Source organism: Streptomyces ochraceiscleroticus, from assembly GCF_000720485.1.
Taxonomy (GTDB): Bacteria; Actinomycetota; Actinomycetes; order Streptomycetales; family Streptomycetaceae; genus Streptomyces; species Streptomyces ochraceiscleroticus.
Genome location: NZ_JOAX01000009.1, coordinates 182,732 through 201,110 on the forward strand (window position 1 = coordinate 182,732; position 18,379 = coordinate 201,110).

Sequence of the window (18,379 nt, forward strand, 5' to 3'; positions counted from 1 at the left end):
GGCACTCCAGGCCCGCCACCGCACACAGCCGTGCCCGCCGCGCCCGCCGAGCCGCTTTCCGAGCCTGACGGGCTCTTCACGAAGTGTTCTGACGTGCCTTCTCCCGTGCTTGCTCCCGGCCACGTTCCCGCGCAGCCGACCGCATCCGAGAGTGCGACCGCCGCCGATTCCGCGGTCACCGCCGACCCCGTGGCCGATACGGCCGACCCGGCCGATCCGGCCGGTGATCCACGGGGCGGCAAAGCCCCCTCCTCCGTACGCCGGTACACCGCGAACCTGAAGTACCTCTTCAGGCGCGGCCGTACGGGCGGCACCGGCGGCGACCACGCGCCGTGGCGCTCGCTGCGCTACCGCAGCATGCGCTGGTGGTCGGTGGCCAACCTGGTCTCCAACGCCGGTACCTGGATGCAGCTCACCGCCCAGAACCTGCTGGTACTGCAGCTCACCGGGTCCGCCGCCGCCACCGGCCTCTCGCTCTCCGTACAGGCGGGCCCCGGCCTGCTCATGGGCCTCTTCGGCGGCGCGGCCGTCGACCGCTGGCCCCGTAAGGTCACCGCCGCGGTGAGCCAGGCCCTGCTGGGCCTGGTCGCGTTCGCCACCGCCTTCCTGGTGGCCACCGACCAGCTCAGCTACGGCGTGCTCATGGCGCTGTCCGCCGTCACCGGCATCATCGCCACGGTCGACGGGCCCGCCACCTCGCTGCTCGGCAACGACCTCGTACGCCGGGAGGACGTGCCCTCGGCCATCGCGGTCGGCTCGCTGGTGCACAGCGTGGGCCGGCTCGGCGGTACGGCGCTGGCCGGTGTGGCCGTCGGCGTCCTCGGCACGGGTGCCGCGTACGCCGCGAACGGCTTCTCCTTCCTCTTCGTCGCCGCGGTGATCCCCTTCCTGCGGCCGGTCAGCCAGGCGCTGCGCGGAGCCGGGGCCGACAAGGCCGCGGCGAAGGCGCCGGTGAGCCTGGAGAAGGCCGAGAAGGCCGACAAGGCCGAGAAGGCCGAGAAGGCCGAGAAGACTGAGGTCGAGAAGGCACCGGAGCCCGTGGCGGCCGATCCCGAGCCCGCCATGACGGCCCGCGAGGGCATCGCCTTCTTCATGCGCCGCCCGCGGCTGGTGGCGCTGGCCGTGATCACCGGCCTGAGCGCGATCTTCGGCCGGAACTACCAGCTCACGCTGGCCGTCCTGGTCACCGGGCCGCTCAGCGCGGGCGCCGGCGCCTTCGGCACGGTCTCCTCCGTCCTGGCCGCCGGTGGCATCGTCGGCGCGATCCTCGCCGCGCGGCTGCGCAAGCCCTCGGTCAAGCTCGTCGGCGCGCTTGCCGCTGCGGGCGGACTGCTCCAGGCCGTCGCGGGGCTCTCGCCCTCGCTCATCCTGCTGCTGGTCCTCGTGCTGCCGATGTCGGTGGTGGAGTCGGTCTCCGACACCGCGGGCACGACCGTGCTGCAGACCGACCCGCCGGCGAACATGCGCGGCCGTGTGCTCGGCGTCTGGCGGAGTCTGAGCACGGGCTGGGGGCTGGTGGCCCCGCCGCTGCTCGGCCTCCTCATGGAGTGGGCCGGCGCGCGCGGCGCCCTGGTGGCCGGCGGCCTGATCATCGCGGCCGTGACCGGCCTGGGTGCGGTGCTGCACACCCGCAAGGGCACGATCCGGACCGCGCCGGCCACGGCGGTGGCCTACCGGACGGCCGCCTGACCGGCACCTACGTACCTCCGCACGCGTGAAGGGGCCGGGACTCGTGGTGAGTCCCGGCCCCTTCGCGTCGCTGTGAGGTCTCCGTCGCCTCGCTAGGACGTCTCCTCCTCGACGTCCTCGACGACGGACTTCTCCAGCGCGGCCCGGACCAGCGCCGCGGCCAGCGTGGCGGTGTCGTCGGCGGACACCAGCCGCGCCAGCTCCTCCGGCTTCTTGGGCAGGCCGAGCCGCTCAGCGCCCTGCAGAGCCTTACTGTCGAGATACGGGGCGAGGTCCCGCCACACGGCCTGGGCCTCGCGCAGGAAGATGTCCGCGCCGGCCGGGCCGAGCCCGGGAACCTTCTGCAGCAGCTCCTTCAGCCGGTCCACGTCCCCGCCGGCCTCGTCCCGCAGCCGCCGCAGGTCGCCGTGGTACTCCTCCAGCAGGAGCTGCGCACCGTCCCCGAGCTGGGTGGACGTGCGCTCGTCGTACCGGCGGTAGCTGCCCCGGCCCAGGGCGTCGACCCGCTGCTGCCAGGTCGCGTCCCGCATGGACCGGGCGTCCCGCATCCCCGCCTCGAAGAGCTCGCGCGCCGCGGCCACCGCCACCGAGGCCCGGATGCGCGCGCTGAGCAGGCAGGAGAGCACGAGCAGTTGGTACAGCGGCTGTGGGGTGTCACGGAGCGTGATGCCCGCCTCCGCTGCGTAGGTCTGCCCGTGCGTCTCCAACAGGGCCTGCACGGTCTTCCGCCGGTCACCCGTCATGCCGGTACTCCTTTGAGAGGGGGCGGGACTAGTGGGCGCCTCGCGAGGCGCCGCCGAAGAGCCGGGCGAGCGCACGGAAGGGGAGTGTCACCACGGCGGCGATGGTGCTGCCGATGGCCCGCAGTACGTCGGCGATGGCGCTGAGCACGATTCCTCCTCATATCAGGGGAACTGTTCCTGTCCCTCGGGTTACCGGAATCGCGGAACGTAATCATGGCCGGTGGGACACGCGGGCCCGCTCCATGAGCCGCGCCCGCCGCGCCGCCGCGGCCCGGCCCGCGGGGGAGAGGCACCACTCCCACCACCGGTCCAGCGCCTTCGGCGTCACCTCGTCCGCCGGGACCACCGCGGGCCAGCGCAGCGCCCGCGCCTGGGCGCTCACCTTCGCGCCGCCCAGTACGGGATCGACGGCCAGTACCGGCGTGCCCGCCCGCAGCGCCAGCACCATGCCGTGCAGCCGGTTGGTGACCACGGCGTCGAGCCGGGCGGCGAGCCCCATGAACTGCTCCGGGGTCGCGCAGTGCCGCCAGTCGTCGATGGCGAGCCGGGTGTCGGCGGCCACTCGTGTGCAGTCCAGCCGGGTGAGCCACTCGATCAGCGCTCCGCCGACCGTGTCGTGCCGCCGCCGCTCCGCGTACTCGCCCTGCCCGTACGTCAGCACCACCCCCACCAGAGGTGGCACCGGGTGCAGTGGGGCCGCTGCGGCCAGGTCGACGGAGGGTGCGGCGGCCGGTTCGTCCCGGGCGAAGACCCGGTCGAAGCCGCTCACCGCGGGGTCGCCGGGGTCGATGACGCTCACGCCGACGGCGAGCCGCCGGCAGTTGCTGAACTGCCGGTGCAGCCGCAGGAGTTGCTCTCCGTACACCGGGCCGCAGGTGAAGACGACGTGGTCGTACGCGGCGGGGTCGGCGGCGTCCAGCGGCATGCGGTCCGGTGCGAAGCCGCGGCTCCAGGCGGTGTCGTGCGCGATGCCGCACGCCGTGAGCGCCTCGGAAACCCGGCGCTGGGCCAGCGCGTCGCCGACCGTGACCTCGCCGTCGTCGAAGCTGAACCACCCGGTCAGCAGCGTCCGTCCGGGTCCTCCGGGACGGGCGAGCAGGTCGTCGGTCAGGGCGGTCAAGGGCTCTCGCATGCCGTACTCCTTCGCGTTTGCGCGCACGCAGGACGCGCACTCAAGAGGCGTACCCGTGCTGTCGCCGGTAGAACGGACGCAGATGTGTAAATGCATGGAAATAGGACACTCAAGGTCCGTGTCACCCAGTGCCATGCCGCACGGAAAGGAGGACGACGCGTGACTGCCCTGCCCTTGCGACCGACGTGGCGGCGTGCCGTCGTGACCGGAGGCGCCGGCTTCCTCGGTTCCCACCTCTGCGAACGCCTGCTGGAGAGCGACGTCGAGGTCGACTGCGTGGACAACCTGTCCTCGGGATCGATGGACAACATCGAGCACCTGCTCGGCCGCCCCGGCTTCCGCTTCCTGGACCGGGACGTCTGCCTCCCGCAGTGCGTCGAGGAACTCCGCGGCCCCTACGACCTGGTCCTGCACTTCGCGTGCCCCGCCTCACCGGCCGACTACCTCCGGATGCCCCTGGAGACGCTCGACGTCGGGAGCCTCGGGACGCGGAACGCCCTGGCCATCGCGCACCGCGACAGTGCACGCCTCGTCCTCGCCTCCACCTCCGAGGTGTACGGCGACCCCCTCATGCACCCGCAGCGTGAGGACTACTGGGGGAACGTCAACCCGGTCGGCCCGCGCAGCGTGTACGACGAGTCCAAGCGGTTCTCCGAGGCACTGGTCACGGCGCACGTCGGCGCCAAGGGCACCAACGCCGGCATCGTGCGGATGTTCAACACCTACGGTCCGCGGATGCGCGCCCACGACGGCCGCGCCGTCCCCACGTTCATCTGCCAGGCGCTGGCCGGCGAACCGCTGACCGTGGCCGGCAGCGGCGAGCAGACCCGCTCGCTGTGCTACGTCGACGACACGGTCGACGGCGTGCTGCTGGTGGCCGCCAGCCGCGCGGTGCGCCCCGTCAACATCGGCGGCGGCGACGAGACGCCCGTCGCCGAGATCGCGCGCCGCATCGTGGCGCTGACCGGCTCCAGGTCGGAGCTGCGGTACATCGAACGGCCCGAGGACGACCCCGAACGGCGGCGGCCCGACACCTCGCTGGCCCGCGAGATGTTCGGCTGGGAGCCGAAGGTCGCGTGGGAGGAAGGGATCAAGCGCACCATCGGCTACTTCGCGAGCCGCGATCCCCGCGAACGGCTCACCGCGCAGCCGGCAGCGGCCCCTCCCGCCCACGCCGCCCAGCCCGAAGAAGCCCCGCACCCGTGAACGGATCACTCCATGCGCGTCCTTGGTGTCAACGCTCTCTTTCATGACCCCGCAGCAGCCCTCGTCATCGACGGCACGACCGTCGCGGCCGCGGAGGAGGAACGGTTCAGCCGCCGTAAGCACGGCAAGCGCCCGGTCCCCTTCTCCGCCTGGGAACTGCCCGAGCTCTCCGCCCGCTGGTGCCTGGAACAGGCCGGCCTGACCCCCGCGGACCTCGACGCCGTCGCCTACTCCTACGACCCCGAACTCTCCCGCCCCGCCGAGATGATGGGCCTGGACGACCCCTGGGACCACCTCCGCCAGGAGTACGCCCGCCGGGCACCGGAGTTCCTCGCCGAAGCGCTGCCGGGCCTGAAGCCCGAACGCGTCCGCTTCGTCGCCCACCACGTCGCCCACGCGGCCTCCGCCGGGCTCGCCTCCCCGTACGACGACAGCGCCGTCCTGGTGCTCGACGGCCGCGGCGAGTGCGCCTCGCACCTCGCGGGCGCCTACTCCGACGGCGAGCTGAAGGTCCTCGCGGCCCAGGAACTCCCGCACTCCCTCGGCCTGTTCTACGAAGAGCTCACCGAGCACCTCGGCTTCCTGCGCAGCAGCGACGAGTACAAAGTGATGGCGCTCGCCTCCTACGGCACGCCCCGGTTCCGCGACCAGCTCCGCGAGTACGTCTACGCCGACGGCACCGGCGGCTACGTCGCCGAACACGTGCCCTGGGAGCGGATGGTGCCGCGCCGGCTCGCAGGGCGCCGCATCACCAGCGACCACGCCGACCTCGCCGCCAGCGCCCAGGCGTGCCTGGAGGACATGACGCTCGACCTCGGCCGCTGGCTGCACGAGAAGACCGGCCGGCGCACCCTGTCCCTGGCCGGCGGCGTCGCGCTGAACTGCGTGGCCAACTCCCGCCTGTACCGGGACGGTCCGTACGAGGACATCTGGGTCCAGCCGGCGGCGGGCGACGCCGGCACGGCGCTCGGCGCCGCGCTGCACGTCGCCCAGGAACAGGAAGCGGCCCCCGTCGCCCCGATGCCGACCGCCGCGCTCGGCCGCGGCTGGTCCGACGAGGAGCTGCGCGCCGTCCTGGAGGAGGCCGCCGTCCCGTACGAGGAGCCCGACGACATCGCCGAGACGGTCGCCGAGGAGCTGGCGAACAACGGGATCGTCGCCTGGTACCAGGGCCGCAGCGAGTACGGTCCGCGGGCGCTCGGCCACCGCTCCCTGCTCGCCCACCCCGGACACCCGGACAACCTCGAACGGCTCAACGCCGTGAAGGGCCGCGAGGAATTCCGGCCCGTCGCGCCGATGGTGCTGGAGGACCGGGCCCCCGAGCTGTTCGAGGGCGGGCCGCTGCCCAGTCCGTACATGCTCTTCGTGCACGACGTCCGCGAGCAGTGGCGGTCGAAGATCCCCGCCGTGGTGCACGTCGACGGCACGGCCCGCGTCCAGACCGTCGAGGACCGCACCGAACCACTGGTGGCCCGGATGCTCGCCGCCTTCGACCGGCGCACCGGTATCCCCGTCGTCGTCAACACCAGCCTGAACACGGCGGGCCGCCCCATGGTCGACAGCCCGCGCGAGGCGCTGGAGTGCTTCGGCAGCGCGCCCGTCGACCTGCTGGCCATCGGGCCGTTCGCGGTCCGCCGGGGGAGGGCGTTCGCATGACACCACCCGACACCCCCGCGAGTACCGCGACCGGGACCGCGGACCCCGCACACCGCGCCGCCGGAGCGGAGGTCTCCTACGCCGTCGTCATACCGACCCTGGGCAGGCCCTGCCTCACCGACTGCCTGCGGGCCCTCGCCGAGGCCGGCGAGCCGTGGCCCGACCAGGTGGTACTGGTCGACGACCGGCCCGAGCCCGGGGAGCCGCTGCCGCTGGAGGCCGCGGGCCCGCTCCAGGACCGCATCCGTACGACGGCCACCGGCGGGCGCGGCCCCGCCGCCGCCCGGAACGCGGGCCTCGCCGCCGTCGGCACCCCCTGGGTCGTCTTCCTCGACGACGACGTGCGGGTGACGCCCGACTGGAGCCGCCGGCTCACCGCCGACCTCGCCGCGGCCGACGTCCGCACCGGCGGTGTCCAGGGCCGCCTCCACGTGCCGCTCGACGCCGGCCGCCGCCACACCGACTGGGAGCGCGGCACCGCCGGCCTGGAAGGCGCCGCCTGGGCGACCGCCGACATGGCCTACCGCAGCGCGGCCCTCCGCGACGTCGGCGGCTTCGACGAGCGGTTCCCGCGCGCCTTCCGCGAGGACGCCGACCTCGCGCTGCGCGTGATGGACGCGGGGTGGGCACTGCGCCGCGGCGAGCGCGTCACCCACCACCCGGTACGCCCCGCCGACCGCTGGGTCTCCGTACGCGTCCAGCGCGGCAACGCCGACGACGCGCTGATGCGGCGGCTGCACGGCGGCGACTGGTGGCACCGGGCCGACGCACCGCGTGGCCGGCTCGCCCGGCACGCCGCCATCACAGCCGCCGCCACCGCCGCGGCAGCGCTCGCGCTGGCCCGCCGCCCGCGCGCCGCCGCGCTCGCCGGGTCCCTGTGGGCGGTGGGCACCGCCGAGTTCGCCTGGGCCCGCATCGCCCCCGGCCCGCGCACCCGGCACGAGGTCACCACCATGCTCTGCACCAGCGCGGTCATCCCGCCGCTCGCCGTCGCCCACCGCCTGCGCGGCGAGCTGGCGCACCGGCGCGCGGCGGCCTGGCGAGGTGCCGCATGAGCGATCCGCGCCACGACGACACGCTCCCCGCGGGGGATACGCCCGGCGGGCGGCACGAGCGGCCCGCCGCCGTCCTCTTCGACAGGGACGGCACCCTCATCGAGGACGTGCCCTACAACAGCGACCCGCGGCTGGTCCGCGTGCTGCCCGGCGTGCCCGAAGCGCTCCGGCTGCTGCGCGCCGCCGGCATCCCCACCGCCGTCGTCAGCAACCAGTCGGGCGTGGGCCGCGGCCTGCTCACCGAGAATCAGGTACGCCTGGTCAACGCCCGGGTGGACGACGCGCTCGGCGGCTTCGGCACCTGGGTGTACTGCCCGCACCACCCCGAGGACGGCTGCCACTGCCGCAAGCCCAAGCCCGGCCTGGTCATCGAGGCGGCCCGGCGGCTCGCCGTACCGGCCGCGAAGTGCGTGGTGATCGGGGACATCGGCGCCGACGTGCTCGCCGCGCACGCTGCCGGTGCCCGCGCCGTCCTCGTACCCAACGCCGTCACCCGCGCCGAAGAGGTCACCGCCGCACCGCACATCGCGCCCGACGTGCTCAGCGCCGTTCGGCAGTTGCTCGGCCACGGCCCGGAGACCGCGCCCGTCCCCGTCGCGGAGACCTGGGGGTGGGACCGGTGAGATCACTCGTGGTACGCCTCGACAGCTTCGGCGACGTGCTGCTGGCCGGCCCGGCCGTCCGGGCGGTCGCCGCGCAGTCCGAGCACGTCACCATGGTGTGCGGGCCGCGCGGCGAGGACGCGGCGCGGATGCTGCCCGGGGTCGACGAGGTACTGGTCTGGGAGGCGCCCTGGGAGGGCTTCAACCCGCCGAGCGTCGAGGACGCCGATGTGGAGGGCCTGATCCGCCGGGTGCGCGAGGGCGCGTACGACACGGCGCTCATCCTCACCTCGTTCCACCAGAGTCCGCTGCCCGCCGCCCTGCTGCTGCGGATGGCGCACGTCGGCCGGATCGGCGCCGACAGCCGCGACCACCCCGGGCGGCTGCTGGACGTGCGCCACCGGCGGCTGCCGGACCGGCACGAGGCCGAGGCCGCGCTCGACACCGCGGCCGCGCTCGGCTTCGTCCCCGAGCCCCGCGACGACGGCCGGCTGCGCGTGCTGCCGCCGCCGGACACCGTGGGCCTGACCGGCAACGGCCCGTACGTCGTGGTGCACCCCGGCGCCAGCGCACCGGCCCGCGCCTGGAGCCCGTACCGCTGCGCCGAAGCGGTCGCCGCGCTCGCCGACGCGGGCCACCGCGTCATCGTCACCGGCGGCCCCGACGAGGTCGCACTGACCCGGGAGGTCAGCGGCGAGGTGGCGCGCGACCTCGGTGGCCAGACCGACTCCCGGAGCCTGGCCGGAGTGCTGCGCTCCGCCGACGTCGTGGTCAGCGGGAACACCGGGCCCGCGCACCTGGCAGCGGCCGTCGGCACGCCCGTCGTGTCGCTGTTCGCTCCCGTGGTACCCGCCGAGCGGTGGGCGCCGTACGGAGTGCCGACGATCCTCCTCGGCGACCAGCAGGCGCCGTGCGCCGGGACCCGTGCGCGGCACTGCCCGCAGCCAGGACACCCCTGCCTGGACGACGTCACCGCGACCGACGTGGTGCTCGCCGTGCAGAAACTGCTCAAGGAGAGCACATGAACATCCTCATCTGGCATGTGCACGGCTCCTGGATCACCGCATTCGTCCACGGGGCCCACACCTACCTGGTCCCGGTGACACCGGACCGCGGCCCGGACGGCCTGGGCCGCGCCCGGACCTGGGACTGGCCGTCGAGCGTCCAGGAACTCTCCCCGGAGCAACTGCGCGAGGCCGACATCGACCTGATGGTCCTGCAACGCCCGCACGAGGTGGAGCTGGCGTACGAATGGACCGGGCGGCGCCCGGGACGCGACGTGCCCGCGGTCTACGTCGAGCACAACAGCCCGCACGAGACGCCCGTGGACACCCGTCATCCGCTCGCCGACCGCGACGACATCCCGCTCGTCCACGTCACCCACTTCAACCGGCTGATGTGGGACAACGGCCGCGCCCCGACCACCGTCGTGGAGCACGGCATCATCGACCCGGGCCCGCGCTGGACCGGCGAGGAGCAGCGGGCCGCCGTCGTCGTCAACGAACCGGTGCGGCGCGGCCGTACCACCGGTACCGACCTGCTGCCGCGGTTCGCCGCCGCGGCACCGCTGGACGTCTTCGGCATGCGCACCGACGGGCTGGCCCGCCACCTGGGCCTGTCACCGGACCGGTGCCGCACCCGTGACCTGTCGCAGGACGAGCTCCACACGGCGCTGGCCCACTGCCGGGTGTATGTGCATCCGATCCGGTGGACCTCGCTCGGGCTCTCCCTGCTGGAAGCCATGTTTCTCGGTATGCCCGTCGTGGCACTGGACACCACCGAGGTACGCGAGGCCGTCCCTGAGGGGGCCGGCGTGGTCTCGAACCGGCTGGAGACGCTGACCGACGCGGTCCGCGCCTTCAGCGCCGACCGGGACCTCGCCGAACGGACGGGCCGGGAAGCGAGGGCCGCCGTACAGGCCCGCTACGGGGTGGGGCGCTTCCTGGACGACTGGGACCAACTCATGAAAGAGGTCACGCGATGAAGCACGAAGCATCCGCCCCCCACGTCGCCATGGTCTCCGAGCACGCCAGCCCGCTGGCCGCACTCGGCGGCCCGGACGCGGGCGGTCAGAACGTGTACGTGGCACAGCTCGCCCGGCACCTCGTCCGCCGCGGGCACGACGTCACGGTCTACACCCGGCGTGACGATCCCGCACTGGCGCACACGGTCACCACCCGCGACGGCTTCAAGGTCGTGCACGTACCGGCCGGGCCCCCGGCTCCCGTGCCGAAGGACGAACTGCCCGCGCACATGCCGGAGTTCGGCCGCTACCTGGCAAGCACCTGGGCAGCGGCGCCGCCCGGCCTCGTGCACGCGCACTTCTGGATGTCGGGCACGGCGGCCCTGGCCGGCGCCCGCGACCTGGGCATCCCCGTCGTCCAGACGTACCACGCGCTCGGCACCGTCAAGCGGCGCTACCAGGGCTCGGACGACACCAGCCCGCCCGAGCGCATCGAGACCGAGGCCCGCATCGGCAGAAGCTGCCGCCGCGTCCTTGCGACCTGCTCCGACGAGGTCGGCGAGCTGCTCGCGATGGGCATCCCGCGCAGCCACGTACGCGTCGTGCCGTGCGGCGTGGACACCACCCACTTCGCGCCCGTCACCGGCGCCCGGCGCCCGGACGCGCCCAAACGGCTGCTCGCCGTCGGCCGGCTCGTCCCCCGCAAGGGCTTCGACCGGGCCATCCGCGCCCTGGCCGGCATCCCGGACGCCGAACTGCTCATCGCCGGCGGGCCCGAGGAGCCGCTGCTCTTCGACGACCCGGAGGCGAACCGGCTGCGCAAGGTGGCCGAGGAGCACGGCGTGAGCGAGCGGGTACGGCTGCTGGGCCGGGTCTCGCACGAGGAGATGCCCGCCCTGATGTCCAGCGCCGACCTGGTGCTCTCCCTGCCGCGCTACGAGCCGTTCGGCATCGTCCCCATCGAGGCGATGGCCTGCCGCACCCCGGTGGTCGCCACCGCCGTCGGCGGGCACCTCGACACGGTCGTCGACGGCGTCACCGGCGTCCTCGTACCGCCCGTCGAGGAGCACGGCCTGGACCGGATCATCCGGAACCTGCTGGCCGATCCCGAACTGCTCGCCCGCCTCGGCGCCGCGGGCCGCGAACGCGCCCTGGACCGCTACACCTGGGACCGCGTCGCCCAAGGCGTCGCCGCCGTCTACGACGGCCTGCTCTCCGTACCCGCACTCTCGGGGGTGGCCCGATGACCGCACTCGACGACGGCCGGCACTGCGACGAACTGCAGGACGCGCTGGCCCGCTTCCGCGCTTCCGCCTCCCGCATCGAATCCTGGGGCTGCCGCCTCGCCGACCGCCTCGGCCGGGGTGCCCGGCTGCTGGTCGCCGGCAACGGCGGCAGCGCGGCCCAGGCCCAGCACCTCACCGCCGAACTCGTCGGCCGGTACCGCGAGGACCGCCCGGCCTACTCGGCGCTCGCACTGCACGCCGACACCTCCTCCACCACCGCCATCGCCAACGACTACGGCGTGCAGGAGGTCTTCGCGCGGCAGACCCGCGCCCACGGCCGCCCCGGCGACGTCCTGCTGCTGATGTCCACCAGCGGCGCCAGCGCCAACCTGCTGACCGCCGCCACCGAGGCCCGCCGCATCGGCATGACCGTCTGGGCGCTGACCGGGCCGGCCCCCAACCCGCTGGAGGCGGCCGGGGACGAGGCACTGTGCGTGGACGCGCCGGTACCCGCCACCGTCCAGGAACTCCACCTGGTCGCCGTCCACATGATCTGCGAGGCGTTCGACCGGACCGTCGCCCGGCAGGACGGTGCCGTACGCCAGGAACCGGCCCTGGACGCCGTCCGGGTGGAGGAAGCATGAGCCGTAACGCGCCGCTGCTCGTCGTCGGCGACAGCCTGCTCGACCACGACCTCTCCGGACGTGCTGAACGCCTCGCGCCCGACGCGCCGGTACCGGTACTGAAGGGGCTGCGCCGCACCGTCCGGCCGGGCGGCGCGGCGCTCGCCGCCTGCCTGGCCGCCGAGGACGGCCGCGAGGTCACCTTCGTCACCGCGCTCGGCGATGACGAGACCAGCCGTACTCTGCGCCGGCTGCTCTCCGACCGGGTCCAGCTGGTCGAACTCCCGCTGTCCGGCGCGCTCTCCAGCAAGACCCGGCTGATGGCACGGGACCGCCCGCTGCTCCGGCTGGACGAGGGCGACGGCCGGGCGGGCGGCGCGACGGAGGAGGCCGAGCAGGCCATCGCCGCCGCCGACGCCGTGCTGGTCGCGGACTACGGCCGGGGCACCGCCGACGCCGTACGTCCGGCGCTCGCCCGCGCCGCCCGGCACGTACCCCTCGTCTGGGACCCGCACCCCAACGGGCAGCCGCCCGTCCCGGGCGTGAAGCTGGCCACCCCGGCGGCCACTGAGGCCCGAGGCTTCGCCACCGCGCTCGCCGAGGACGCCCGTCCGGTGACCCGCACCCGGTCCGGCCGCGACGAGCCGGCTTCCGACGGCGCGCGCGTCCAGCTCGCGCAGGCGGCGGCCGACGCCCGTACGCTGCTGCGGTCCTGGAAGGCCGCCTCGGTGGCGGTGACGATGGGGGAGCGCGGCGCGCTGCTGACGCACGGCGAGGCACCCATGCTGGTGCCCGCACCGTGGAGCGCGCAGGGCGACGCCTGCGGCGCCGGGGACTGCTTCGCCGCCTGCGCCGCCGGGCTGCTGGCCGACGAGGCGCTGCCCGAGGACGCCGTGCAGGGCGCGGTGCACGCGGCCACCCAGTTCGTCGAGGACGGCGGCGCACACGGCTTCACCACCCACTTCACTTCCGCGGCCGCACCCCAGGGCGGCGGCGAGAGCGCCGCCGAACTCGCGGCCCGGGTACGCGCGGCGGGCGGCACCGTCGTCGCCGCCGGCGGCTGCTTCGACCTGCTGCACGCCGGACACGTCGCACTGCTGCAGGCCGCCCGCCGGGCCGGCGACTGCCTCATCGTGTGCCTGAACTCCGACGCGTCCGTACGCCGCCGCAAGGGCGACGAACGGCCCATCGTGCCCGAGGCCGACCGGGTACGCGTCCTCCAGGCGCTCGGCTGCGTCGACGCCGTCACCGTCTTCGAGGAGGACACGCCCGAGCAGGTACTCCAGGACCTGCGCCCGCACATCTGGGTCAAGGGCGGCGACTACGCCCTGACCCGGATGCCGGAGACGGAGGCACTGGAGGGCTGGGGCGGCCAGGTGATGCTGCTGCCCTACCTGGACGGGCGGTCCAGCACCAAGCTGGCCGAGCGCGCCGCCGGCCGGCTCGCCGAGCCGCACGGCGACCCGCTGCCCGGTGCCGCGGCCGACAGGGTGGTGTGATGACCTCCGCCGTACCGACCGGACCCGCCTCGCCCCGCCCCCGCCTGCTGGTGCTGCGCGCGTTGGGCCTGGGTGACCTGCTGGCCGGGGTGCCCGCGCTGCGCGCCGTACGCCGGCACTTCCCCGGCCACGCGATCGTGCTGGCCGCGCCCCCGGGCCTGAGCGACGCGGCGCTGGCCACCGGCGCCGTGGACGCCGTGCTCGCCGCGCAGGCACCGGGCCGTGGCGTGCCCTCCCTGCGGCACTGGCCGGGCGCGCCCCCCGACGTCGCCGTCGACCTGCACGGCAACGGCCCGGCCAGCGCCGACGTGCTCGCCGAGCTGCACCCCGGGCGGCTCATCGCCTACGCCGCGCGGGACTCGCCCGCCGCCGCGCTGGAGATCTGGGAGCGCGGCGAGCACGAACGCACCCGCTGGTGCAGCGTCCTCGGCGCGTACGGCATCGCCGCCGACCCCGATGACTACCGCATCCCGGCACCGGACGAGCCGTCCGCAGCGCCGGGTGCCGTGGTCATCCACCCCGGGGCCGACGCCGGCTCCCGCCGCTGGCCCGCCCGCCGCTTCGGCGCCGTCGCCGCGCGGCTGCGTGCCGCGGGACGACGGGTGGTGGTGCTCGGCGGCCCGGGGGAGGAGGACCTGACCCTGACCGTCGCGGAGGCCGCGGGGCTCGGCCCCGGCGAAGTCCTCACCGGCGGGCTGCCGTTCGCCGAGCTGTCCGCGCTGGTCGCGCACGCCGCCGTGCTCGTCAGCGGCGACACCGGCACGGCCCATCTCGCGGTCGCCCACGGCACGCCCTCGGTCACCCTCTTCGGCCCGGTGCCGCCGCGCCTGTGGGGCCCGCCGCCCAGCGACCGGCACACCGCCCTGTGGCACCCGGGCCCGCCCGGCGACCCGCACGGCACCGAGCCCGACCCGCTGCTGCTGCGGATCGGCGTGGACGAGGTACTGGAGGCGGTGTTCTGGCACGACCGCGAGATCGACCCCATGCCCCGCGTCACGGAGACCGGCGGCGGACCGCCCGGCCGCTCCCGGCTGCGGCGCAGGCTGCGGGCCCCCGGCGCGGTCCCGTACCACAGCGCACCCGGCGCGGCCCGGCCCCGGACCACGGGGGAGGCCCGCCCATGACCGCCGACCAGCACGCCGTCCCCGGGCTCACGGAGGACAACGCGCGGCCCACGTCCCGCACCACCGTCGCGATCATCACCCGCAACCGCCGCGACAGCGTCCTGCACACCCTGGACCGGCTGGCCGAACTCCCCGAGCGGCCCCCGGTGATCGTCGTGGACAACGGCTCCGACGACGGCACGGCCGACGCCGTACGCGCCCACCCGGCCGGCGCCGAGGTGCTCTGCCCCGGCCGCAACACGGGCGCACTCGGCCGGACCCTCGCGGTGCGGCACGCCCGTACCCCCTATGTCGCGTTCAGCGACGACGACTCCTGGTGGGCCCCCGGCGCGCTGACCACCGCGGCGCGGCTGCTGGACGACCACCCGGACCTCGGACTCGTGGCGGCGCGCACCCTCGTCGGGACGGACAACGAAGAGGACCCCCTGAACGCGGTGCTCGCCGACTCGCCACTGCCGCCGTCCGACAGATTCCCCGGCCGGCCCGTCCTCGGCTTCCTGGCCTGCGCCGTCGTCGTCCGCCGCACCGCCTACCTGGACGTCGGCGGCTACCACCCGCTGCTGTTCTTCGGCGCCGAGGAGACGCTGCTCGCGTACGACCTGACGGCGGCGGGCTGGGGCGTGACGTACACCCCCGAACTCACCGCCCACCACCACCCGGACGCCACCGCGCGGCTCGGCCGCTCCCCGCTGCTGCAACGCAACGAAGCGCTCACCGGCTGGCTGCGCCGCCCGCTGCGCGTCGCCCTGCGGCGCACCGCCACGCTGGCGGGAGCAGCCGCGCGCGGCGAACCAGGCGCGGTACACGCCCTGTTGGGACTGCTCGCCCGCCTCCCGCCCGCGCTCGCCAAGCGCCGGCCGCTGCCCGCCGACGTGGAGCACGCCATCGGCCTCCTGGAGCGCCCGGCCCGTACCCCGTCCTCCGTACGACCAGGGACACACCAGCCATGACACAGCACGAGGGGCACCACACAGTGGCGGCGCCGGAGGACAGCGACCGGCAGGCGGCCGGGCCGGACGGCCGCACGACCGTCGTCGTCATCACCCACAACCGCCGCGCCGAACTTCTGCGTACGCTCCGCTCGTTGCGTGCGCTGCCGGAGCGGCCGCCGGTCATCGTCACGGACAACGGTTCCACCGACGGCACGGCGGAGGCGGTGGCGCGGGAGTTCCCCGAGGTACGGCTGCTGCGCCCGGGCCGCAACCTCGGTGCCATCGGGCGCAACCTCGCCGTGCACTTCGCGGTGACGCCCTACGTGGCGTTCTGCGACGACGACACCTGGTGGGACCCCGGCGCGCTGCGGCACGCGGCGGACGTCCTCGACGAGAGGCCGCGGCTGGCCGGAGTCACCGCCCGGATCGTCGTGGAGCCGGCGGGGACCGAGGACCTGGTGGTCGCCGAGCTGCGCGACTCCCCGCTGTCCGGACCCGACTGGCTGCCGGGACCCGCGCTCGGCTCGTTCCTCGCCGCCGCGACCGTACTGCGCACCGAAGCGTTCCGGGAGGGCGGCGGCTTCCACCCGGGACTGTGGCTGGGCGGCGAGGAGGAGCTGCTGGCCACGGACCTCATCGAACGCGGCTGGTGGCTCGCGTACGACGAGCGGCTGACGATCCATCATGCGGCCTCCACCGTCCGGGACAGCACGGAGCGGCGAGTGCTGGGGCTGCGGAACACCTTGTGGTTCACCTGGCTGCGGCGGCCGCTGCTGCCCGCGGTGCGGCGCACGGCGCACCTGGCGCGCACCGTCCCGCACGACCGCGCCTCGCTGCGCGCCTTCCGCCGCGCCCTGGCCGGGCTGCCCTGGGTGCTGCGGGAGCGCGCCGCCGTCTCCGCCGGTACGGAGGCGCGGATCGCAGCACTGGAGGAGGCGCGGCGGGGGTCCGGGGCGCGGCGGTACGTGGGGTGAAGTGGCGGTACGTGGAGTGAATCGGCGGCGGCGCGGCGCGTTCGGCCCAGCAGGACACGCATGGTCCGCCACCACCGTGGAACCCTGGACAAGGCACTCATACCACCCCCTTATTCCGATCGTTCCGTAAGGACGTGAGCGCAATGCAGATCGCATTCCTGGTGGCCCCCGAAGGTGTCGAGCAGGTCGAGCTGACGGAGCCGTGGCAGGCCGTGAAGGACGCCGGGCACACCCCGCGGCTGGTCTCCACCAAGTCCGGGCGGATCCAGGGGTTCAACCACCTCGACAAGGCGGACACCTTCGACGTGGACTCCGCCGTCGGCGACGCGCGGGTCGAGGACTACGGCGGTCTGGTGCTGCCCGGCGGCGTCGCCAACCCCGACTTCCTGCGCATGGACGAGCAGGCCGTCGCCTTCGTCAAGGGCTTCTTCGACGCGGGCAAGCCCGTCGCCGCCATCTGCCACGCCCCCTGGACACTGGTCGAGGCGGACGTGGTGCGCGGCCGCACCCTGACTTCCTGGCCCAGCCTGCAGACCGATATCCGCAACGCGGGCGGCACCTGGGTCGACGAGGAGGTCAAGGTCTGCACGGGTGGCCCGAACACACTGATCACCAGCCGCAAGCCGGACGACCTGAGCGCCTTCAACAGCGCGCTGGTCAAGGAATTCACCGCCCAGGACCACCAGTCCTGAGCGTCCCCCACTCCTGACACAGCTCTTTCCGAGCAGGAGGCAGCGATGCGCGCCCTCACCTGGCACGGGAAGCGGGACGTACGGATCGACACCGTCCCCGACCCGAAGATCCAGGATCCGACCGATGTGCTGGTGAAGGTAACCTCCACCGGCATCTGCGGCTCGGACCTGCATCTGTACGAAGTACTCGGCCCCTTCCTGGAGCCCGGTGACATCCTCGGCCACGAACCGATGGGCGTCGTCGAGGAGATCGGCTCCGAGGTCACCCGGCTCAAGCCGGGGGACCGGGTCGTGGTGCCCTTCAACGTCTCCTGCGGCACCTGCTGGATGTGCTCCCAGGGCCTGCACTCGCAGTGCGAGACCACCCAGAACCGCGAGCGCGGCAAGGGCGGCTCGCTCTTCGGGTACACCAAGCTGTACGGCCAAGTGCCGGGCGGGCAGGCCGAGTTCCTGCGCGTCCCCTTCGCCGACCAGCTTCCGATCAAGGTGCCGCACGGGCCCCCGGACGACCGCTTCGTCTACCTCTCCGACGTGCTGCCCACCGCGTGGCAGGCGGTGGAGTACGCGGACGTCCCGCCCGGCGGCACCGTTACGGTCCTCGGCCTCGGCCCGATCGGCGACATGGCCTGCCGGATCGCGCTGCACCGCGGCGCCTCGAGGGTCATCGGCGTGGACCTGGTACCGGACCGTCTCGCGCGGGCACGGGACCGCGGTGTGCACACCCTGGACCTCAACGAGTTCGGCAAGCACACCGCCGATGAGATCCGCCGGCTCACCGACGGCCGGGGCACCGACGCCGTCATCGAGGCGGTCGGCATGGAGGCGCACGGCACGCCCGGCGCGAAACTCGCCCAGCAGGCCGTCGGGCTGCTGCCGAGCGCGGTGGCCGAGAAGATCACCGAACGCGCCGGGGTGGACCCGCTCGCCGCCCTGAACACCGCGATCGACGCGGTCCGCCGGGGCGGCACCCTCTCCATCTCCGGCGTCTACGGCGGCAACGTCGACCCGCTGCCGATGCTGACCATGTTCGACAAGCAGCTCCAGATCCGGATGGGCCAGGCGAACGTCCGCCGCTGGGTGGACGAGATCCTGCCGCTCCTCGACGACGCGGACGTGCTCGGCGTCGAGGACTTCGCCACCCACCGGCTCCCGCTGGAGGAGGGCCCGGAGGCGTACGCCACCTTCCAGGCCAAGCGGGACGGCATGGTCAAGACACTGCTGCAGCCGTGATGCGGGGATGCCGTGAGGCGACGCCGCGCCCGT

At 74.3% G+C, this 18,379-nt stretch carries 18 protein-coding genes; 15 read left to right on the forward strand and 3 right to left on the reverse strand.

What is annotated here, in order from left to right:
• Nucleotides 1-276: 276 nt before the first annotated feature.
• Nucleotides 277-1,689: an MFS transporter gene (locus tag IG84_RS0114450; RefSeq protein ID WP_425424031.1), complete on the forward strand. Its 1,413-nt coding sequence runs from the start codon at nucleotides 277-279 to the stop codon at nucleotides 1,687-1,689.
• A gap of 92 nt (nucleotides 1,690-1,781) precedes the next feature.
• On the opposite strand, the gene IG84_RS0114455 is transcribed toward IG84_RS0114450, so the two are convergent.
• From IG84_RS0114455 to IG84_RS0114465, 3 genes are all read right to left on the reverse strand, one after another.
• A complete protein-coding gene (locus IG84_RS0114455; RefSeq protein ID WP_031056069.1) occupies nucleotides 1,782-2,432 on the reverse strand; it encodes an HhH-GDP family DNA glycosylase in 651 nt (216 codons plus the stop codon).
• 28 nt (nucleotides 2,433-2,460) lie between these two features.
• Nucleotides 2,461-2,580 (reverse strand): LPFR motif small protein, encoded by a 120-nt coding sequence (locus IG84_RS42610; protein ID WP_281179349.1) that lies wholly within the window; start codon nucleotides 2,578-2,580, stop codon nucleotides 2,461-2,463.
• 63 nt (nucleotides 2,581-2,643) lie between these two features.
• Nucleotides 2,644-3,564, reverse strand: a complete 921-nt coding sequence (locus IG84_RS0114465) for a polysaccharide pyruvyl transferase family protein (protein ID WP_031056071.1) — start codon at nucleotides 3,562-3,564, stop codon at nucleotides 2,644-2,646.
• A gap of 159 nt (nucleotides 3,565-3,723) precedes the next feature.
• Between IG84_RS0114465 and IG84_RS0114470 the strand changes: the two genes are divergently transcribed.
• The 14 genes from IG84_RS0114470 (at nucleotide 3,724) to IG84_RS0114535 (ending at nucleotide 18,346) form a co-directional block, all read left to right on the forward strand.
• The gene (locus tag IG84_RS0114470) at nucleotides 3,724-4,770 is read left to right on the forward strand and encodes an NAD-dependent epimerase/dehydratase family protein (RefSeq protein ID WP_245659353.1); all 1,047 of its coding nucleotides are present in this window, start codon (nucleotides 3,724-3,726) and stop codon (nucleotides 4,768-4,770) included.
• Nucleotides 4,771-4,782: 12 nt separating this feature from the next.
• On the forward strand, nucleotides 4,783-6,426 hold the full coding sequence (locus IG84_RS0114475; RefSeq protein ID WP_031056075.1) for a carbamoyltransferase family protein: 1,644 nt from the start codon (nucleotides 4,783-4,785) through the stop codon (nucleotides 6,424-6,426).
• Nucleotides 6,423-7,481 carry a glycosyltransferase family 2 protein gene (locus tag IG84_RS0114480; RefSeq protein ID WP_078648823.1) on the forward strand — a complete coding sequence of 353 codons (1,059 nt, stop codon included), beginning with the start codon at nucleotides 6,423-6,425 and terminating at the stop codon, nucleotides 7,479-7,481. Before IG84_RS0114475 ends, IG84_RS0114480 begins: the two co-directional genes overlap by 4 nt.
• A complete protein-coding gene (locus IG84_RS0114485) occupies nucleotides 7,478-8,104 on the forward strand; it encodes a D-glycero-alpha-D-manno-heptose-1,7-bisphosphate 7-phosphatase (protein WP_051861710.1) in 627 nt (208 codons plus the stop codon). Before IG84_RS0114480 ends, IG84_RS0114485 begins: the two co-directional genes overlap by 4 nt.
• Nucleotides 8,101-9,108: a glycosyltransferase family 9 protein gene (locus tag IG84_RS0114490; protein WP_031056083.1), complete on the forward strand. Its 1,008-nt coding sequence runs from the start codon at nucleotides 8,101-8,103 to the stop codon at nucleotides 9,106-9,108. Before IG84_RS0114485 ends, IG84_RS0114490 begins: the two co-directional genes overlap by 4 nt.
• Nucleotides 9,105-10,067, forward strand: a complete 963-nt coding sequence (locus tag IG84_RS0114495) for a glycosyltransferase (protein WP_031056087.1) — start codon at nucleotides 9,105-9,107, stop codon at nucleotides 10,065-10,067. The genes IG84_RS0114490 and IG84_RS0114495 overlap by 4 nt, the downstream gene beginning before the upstream one ends.
• Nucleotides 10,064-11,293, forward strand: a complete 1,230-nt coding sequence (locus tag IG84_RS0114500; RefSeq protein ID WP_031056090.1) for a glycosyltransferase — start codon at nucleotides 10,064-10,066, stop codon at nucleotides 11,291-11,293. The genes IG84_RS0114495 and IG84_RS0114500 overlap by 4 nt, the downstream gene beginning before the upstream one ends.
• Nucleotides 11,290-11,916, forward strand: a complete 627-nt coding sequence (locus IG84_RS0114505) for a D-sedoheptulose-7-phosphate isomerase (RefSeq protein ID WP_031056093.1) — start codon at nucleotides 11,290-11,292, stop codon at nucleotides 11,914-11,916. Before IG84_RS0114500 ends, IG84_RS0114505 begins: the two co-directional genes overlap by 4 nt.
• Nucleotides 11,913-13,394: a D-glycero-beta-D-manno-heptose 1-phosphate adenylyltransferase gene (gene rfaE2, locus IG84_RS0114510; RefSeq protein WP_031056095.1), complete on the forward strand. Its 1,482-nt coding sequence runs from the start codon at nucleotides 11,913-11,915 to the stop codon at nucleotides 13,392-13,394. Before IG84_RS0114505 ends, rfaE2 begins: the two co-directional genes overlap by 4 nt.
• Nucleotides 13,394-14,518: a glycosyltransferase family 9 protein gene (locus tag IG84_RS0114515; protein WP_063761797.1), complete on the forward strand. Its 1,125-nt coding sequence runs from the start codon at nucleotides 13,394-13,396 to the stop codon at nucleotides 14,516-14,518. Before rfaE2 ends, IG84_RS0114515 begins: the two co-directional genes overlap by 1 nt.
• Nucleotides 14,515-15,468, forward strand: coding sequence for a glycosyltransferase family 2 protein (locus tag IG84_RS0114520; RefSeq protein ID WP_051861711.1), 954 nt, complete (start codon nucleotides 14,515-14,517; stop codon nucleotides 15,466-15,468). The genes IG84_RS0114515 and IG84_RS0114520 overlap by 4 nt, the downstream gene beginning before the upstream one ends.
• Nucleotides 15,465-16,424, forward strand: a complete 960-nt coding sequence (locus tag IG84_RS0114525) for a glycosyltransferase family 2 protein (RefSeq protein ID WP_078648824.1) — start codon at nucleotides 15,465-15,467, stop codon at nucleotides 16,422-16,424. The genes IG84_RS0114520 and IG84_RS0114525 overlap by 4 nt, the downstream gene beginning before the upstream one ends.
• A gap of 143 nt (nucleotides 16,425-16,567) precedes the next feature.
• On the forward strand, nucleotides 16,568-17,116 hold the full coding sequence (locus IG84_RS0114530) for a type 1 glutamine amidotransferase domain-containing protein (protein ID WP_031056101.1): 549 nt from the start codon (nucleotides 16,568-16,570) through the stop codon (nucleotides 17,114-17,116).
• Nucleotides 17,117-17,161: 45 nt separating this feature from the next.
• Complete coding sequence (locus tag IG84_RS0114535) at nucleotides 17,162-18,346, forward strand: zinc-dependent alcohol dehydrogenase (protein WP_031056103.1); 1,185 nt, start codon at nucleotides 17,162-17,164, stop codon at nucleotides 18,344-18,346.
• Nucleotides 18,347-18,379 lie beyond the last annotated feature (33 nt).

Excerpts from the sequence above, each read along its gene's own strand:
- IG84_RS0114455 (WP_031056069.1), bottom strand. The coding sequence starts at position 2,432 with ATGACGGGTGACCGGCGGAAGACCGTGCAGGCCCTGTTGGAGACGCAC.
- IG84_RS0114465 (WP_031056071.1), bottom strand. The coding sequence starts at position 3,564 with ATGCGAGAGCCCTTGACCGCCCTGACCGACGACCTGCTCGCCCGTCCC.
- IG84_RS0114475 (WP_031056075.1), top strand. The coding sequence starts at position 4,783 with ATGCGCGTCCTTGGTGTCAACGCTCTCTTTCATGACCCCGCAGCAGCC.
- IG84_RS0114480 (WP_078648823.1), top strand. The coding sequence starts at position 6,423 with ATGACACCACCCGACACCCCCGCGAGTACCGCGACCGGGACCGCGGAC.
- IG84_RS0114485 (WP_051861710.1), top strand. The coding sequence starts at position 7,478 with ATGAGCGATCCGCGCCACGACGACACGCTCCCCGCGGGGGATACGCCC.
- IG84_RS0114495 (WP_031056087.1), top strand. The coding sequence starts at position 9,105 with ATGAACATCCTCATCTGGCATGTGCACGGCTCCTGGATCACCGCATTC.
- IG84_RS0114500 (WP_031056090.1), top strand. The coding sequence starts at position 10,064 with ATGAAGCACGAAGCATCCGCCCCCCACGTCGCCATGGTCTCCGAGCAC.
- IG84_RS0114505 (WP_031056093.1), top strand. The coding sequence starts at position 11,290 with ATGACCGCACTCGACGACGGCCGGCACTGCGACGAACTGCAGGACGCG.
- rfaE2 (WP_031056095.1), top strand. The coding sequence starts at position 11,913 with ATGAGCCGTAACGCGCCGCTGCTCGTCGTCGGCGACAGCCTGCTCGAC.
- IG84_RS0114515 (WP_063761797.1), top strand. The coding sequence starts at position 13,394 with ATGACCTCCGCCGTACCGACCGGACCCGCCTCGCCCCGCCCCCGCCTG.
- IG84_RS0114520 (WP_051861711.1), top strand. The coding sequence starts at position 14,515 with ATGACCGCCGACCAGCACGCCGTCCCCGGGCTCACGGAGGACAACGCG.
- IG84_RS0114525 (WP_078648824.1), top strand. The coding sequence starts at position 15,465 with ATGACACAGCACGAGGGGCACCACACAGTGGCGGCGCCGGAGGACAGC.
- IG84_RS0114530 (WP_031056101.1), top strand. The coding sequence starts at position 16,568 with ATGCAGATCGCATTCCTGGTGGCCCCCGAAGGTGTCGAGCAGGTCGAG.
- IG84_RS0114535 (WP_031056103.1), top strand. The coding sequence starts at position 17,162 with ATGCGCGCCCTCACCTGGCACGGGAAGCGGGACGTACGGATCGACACC.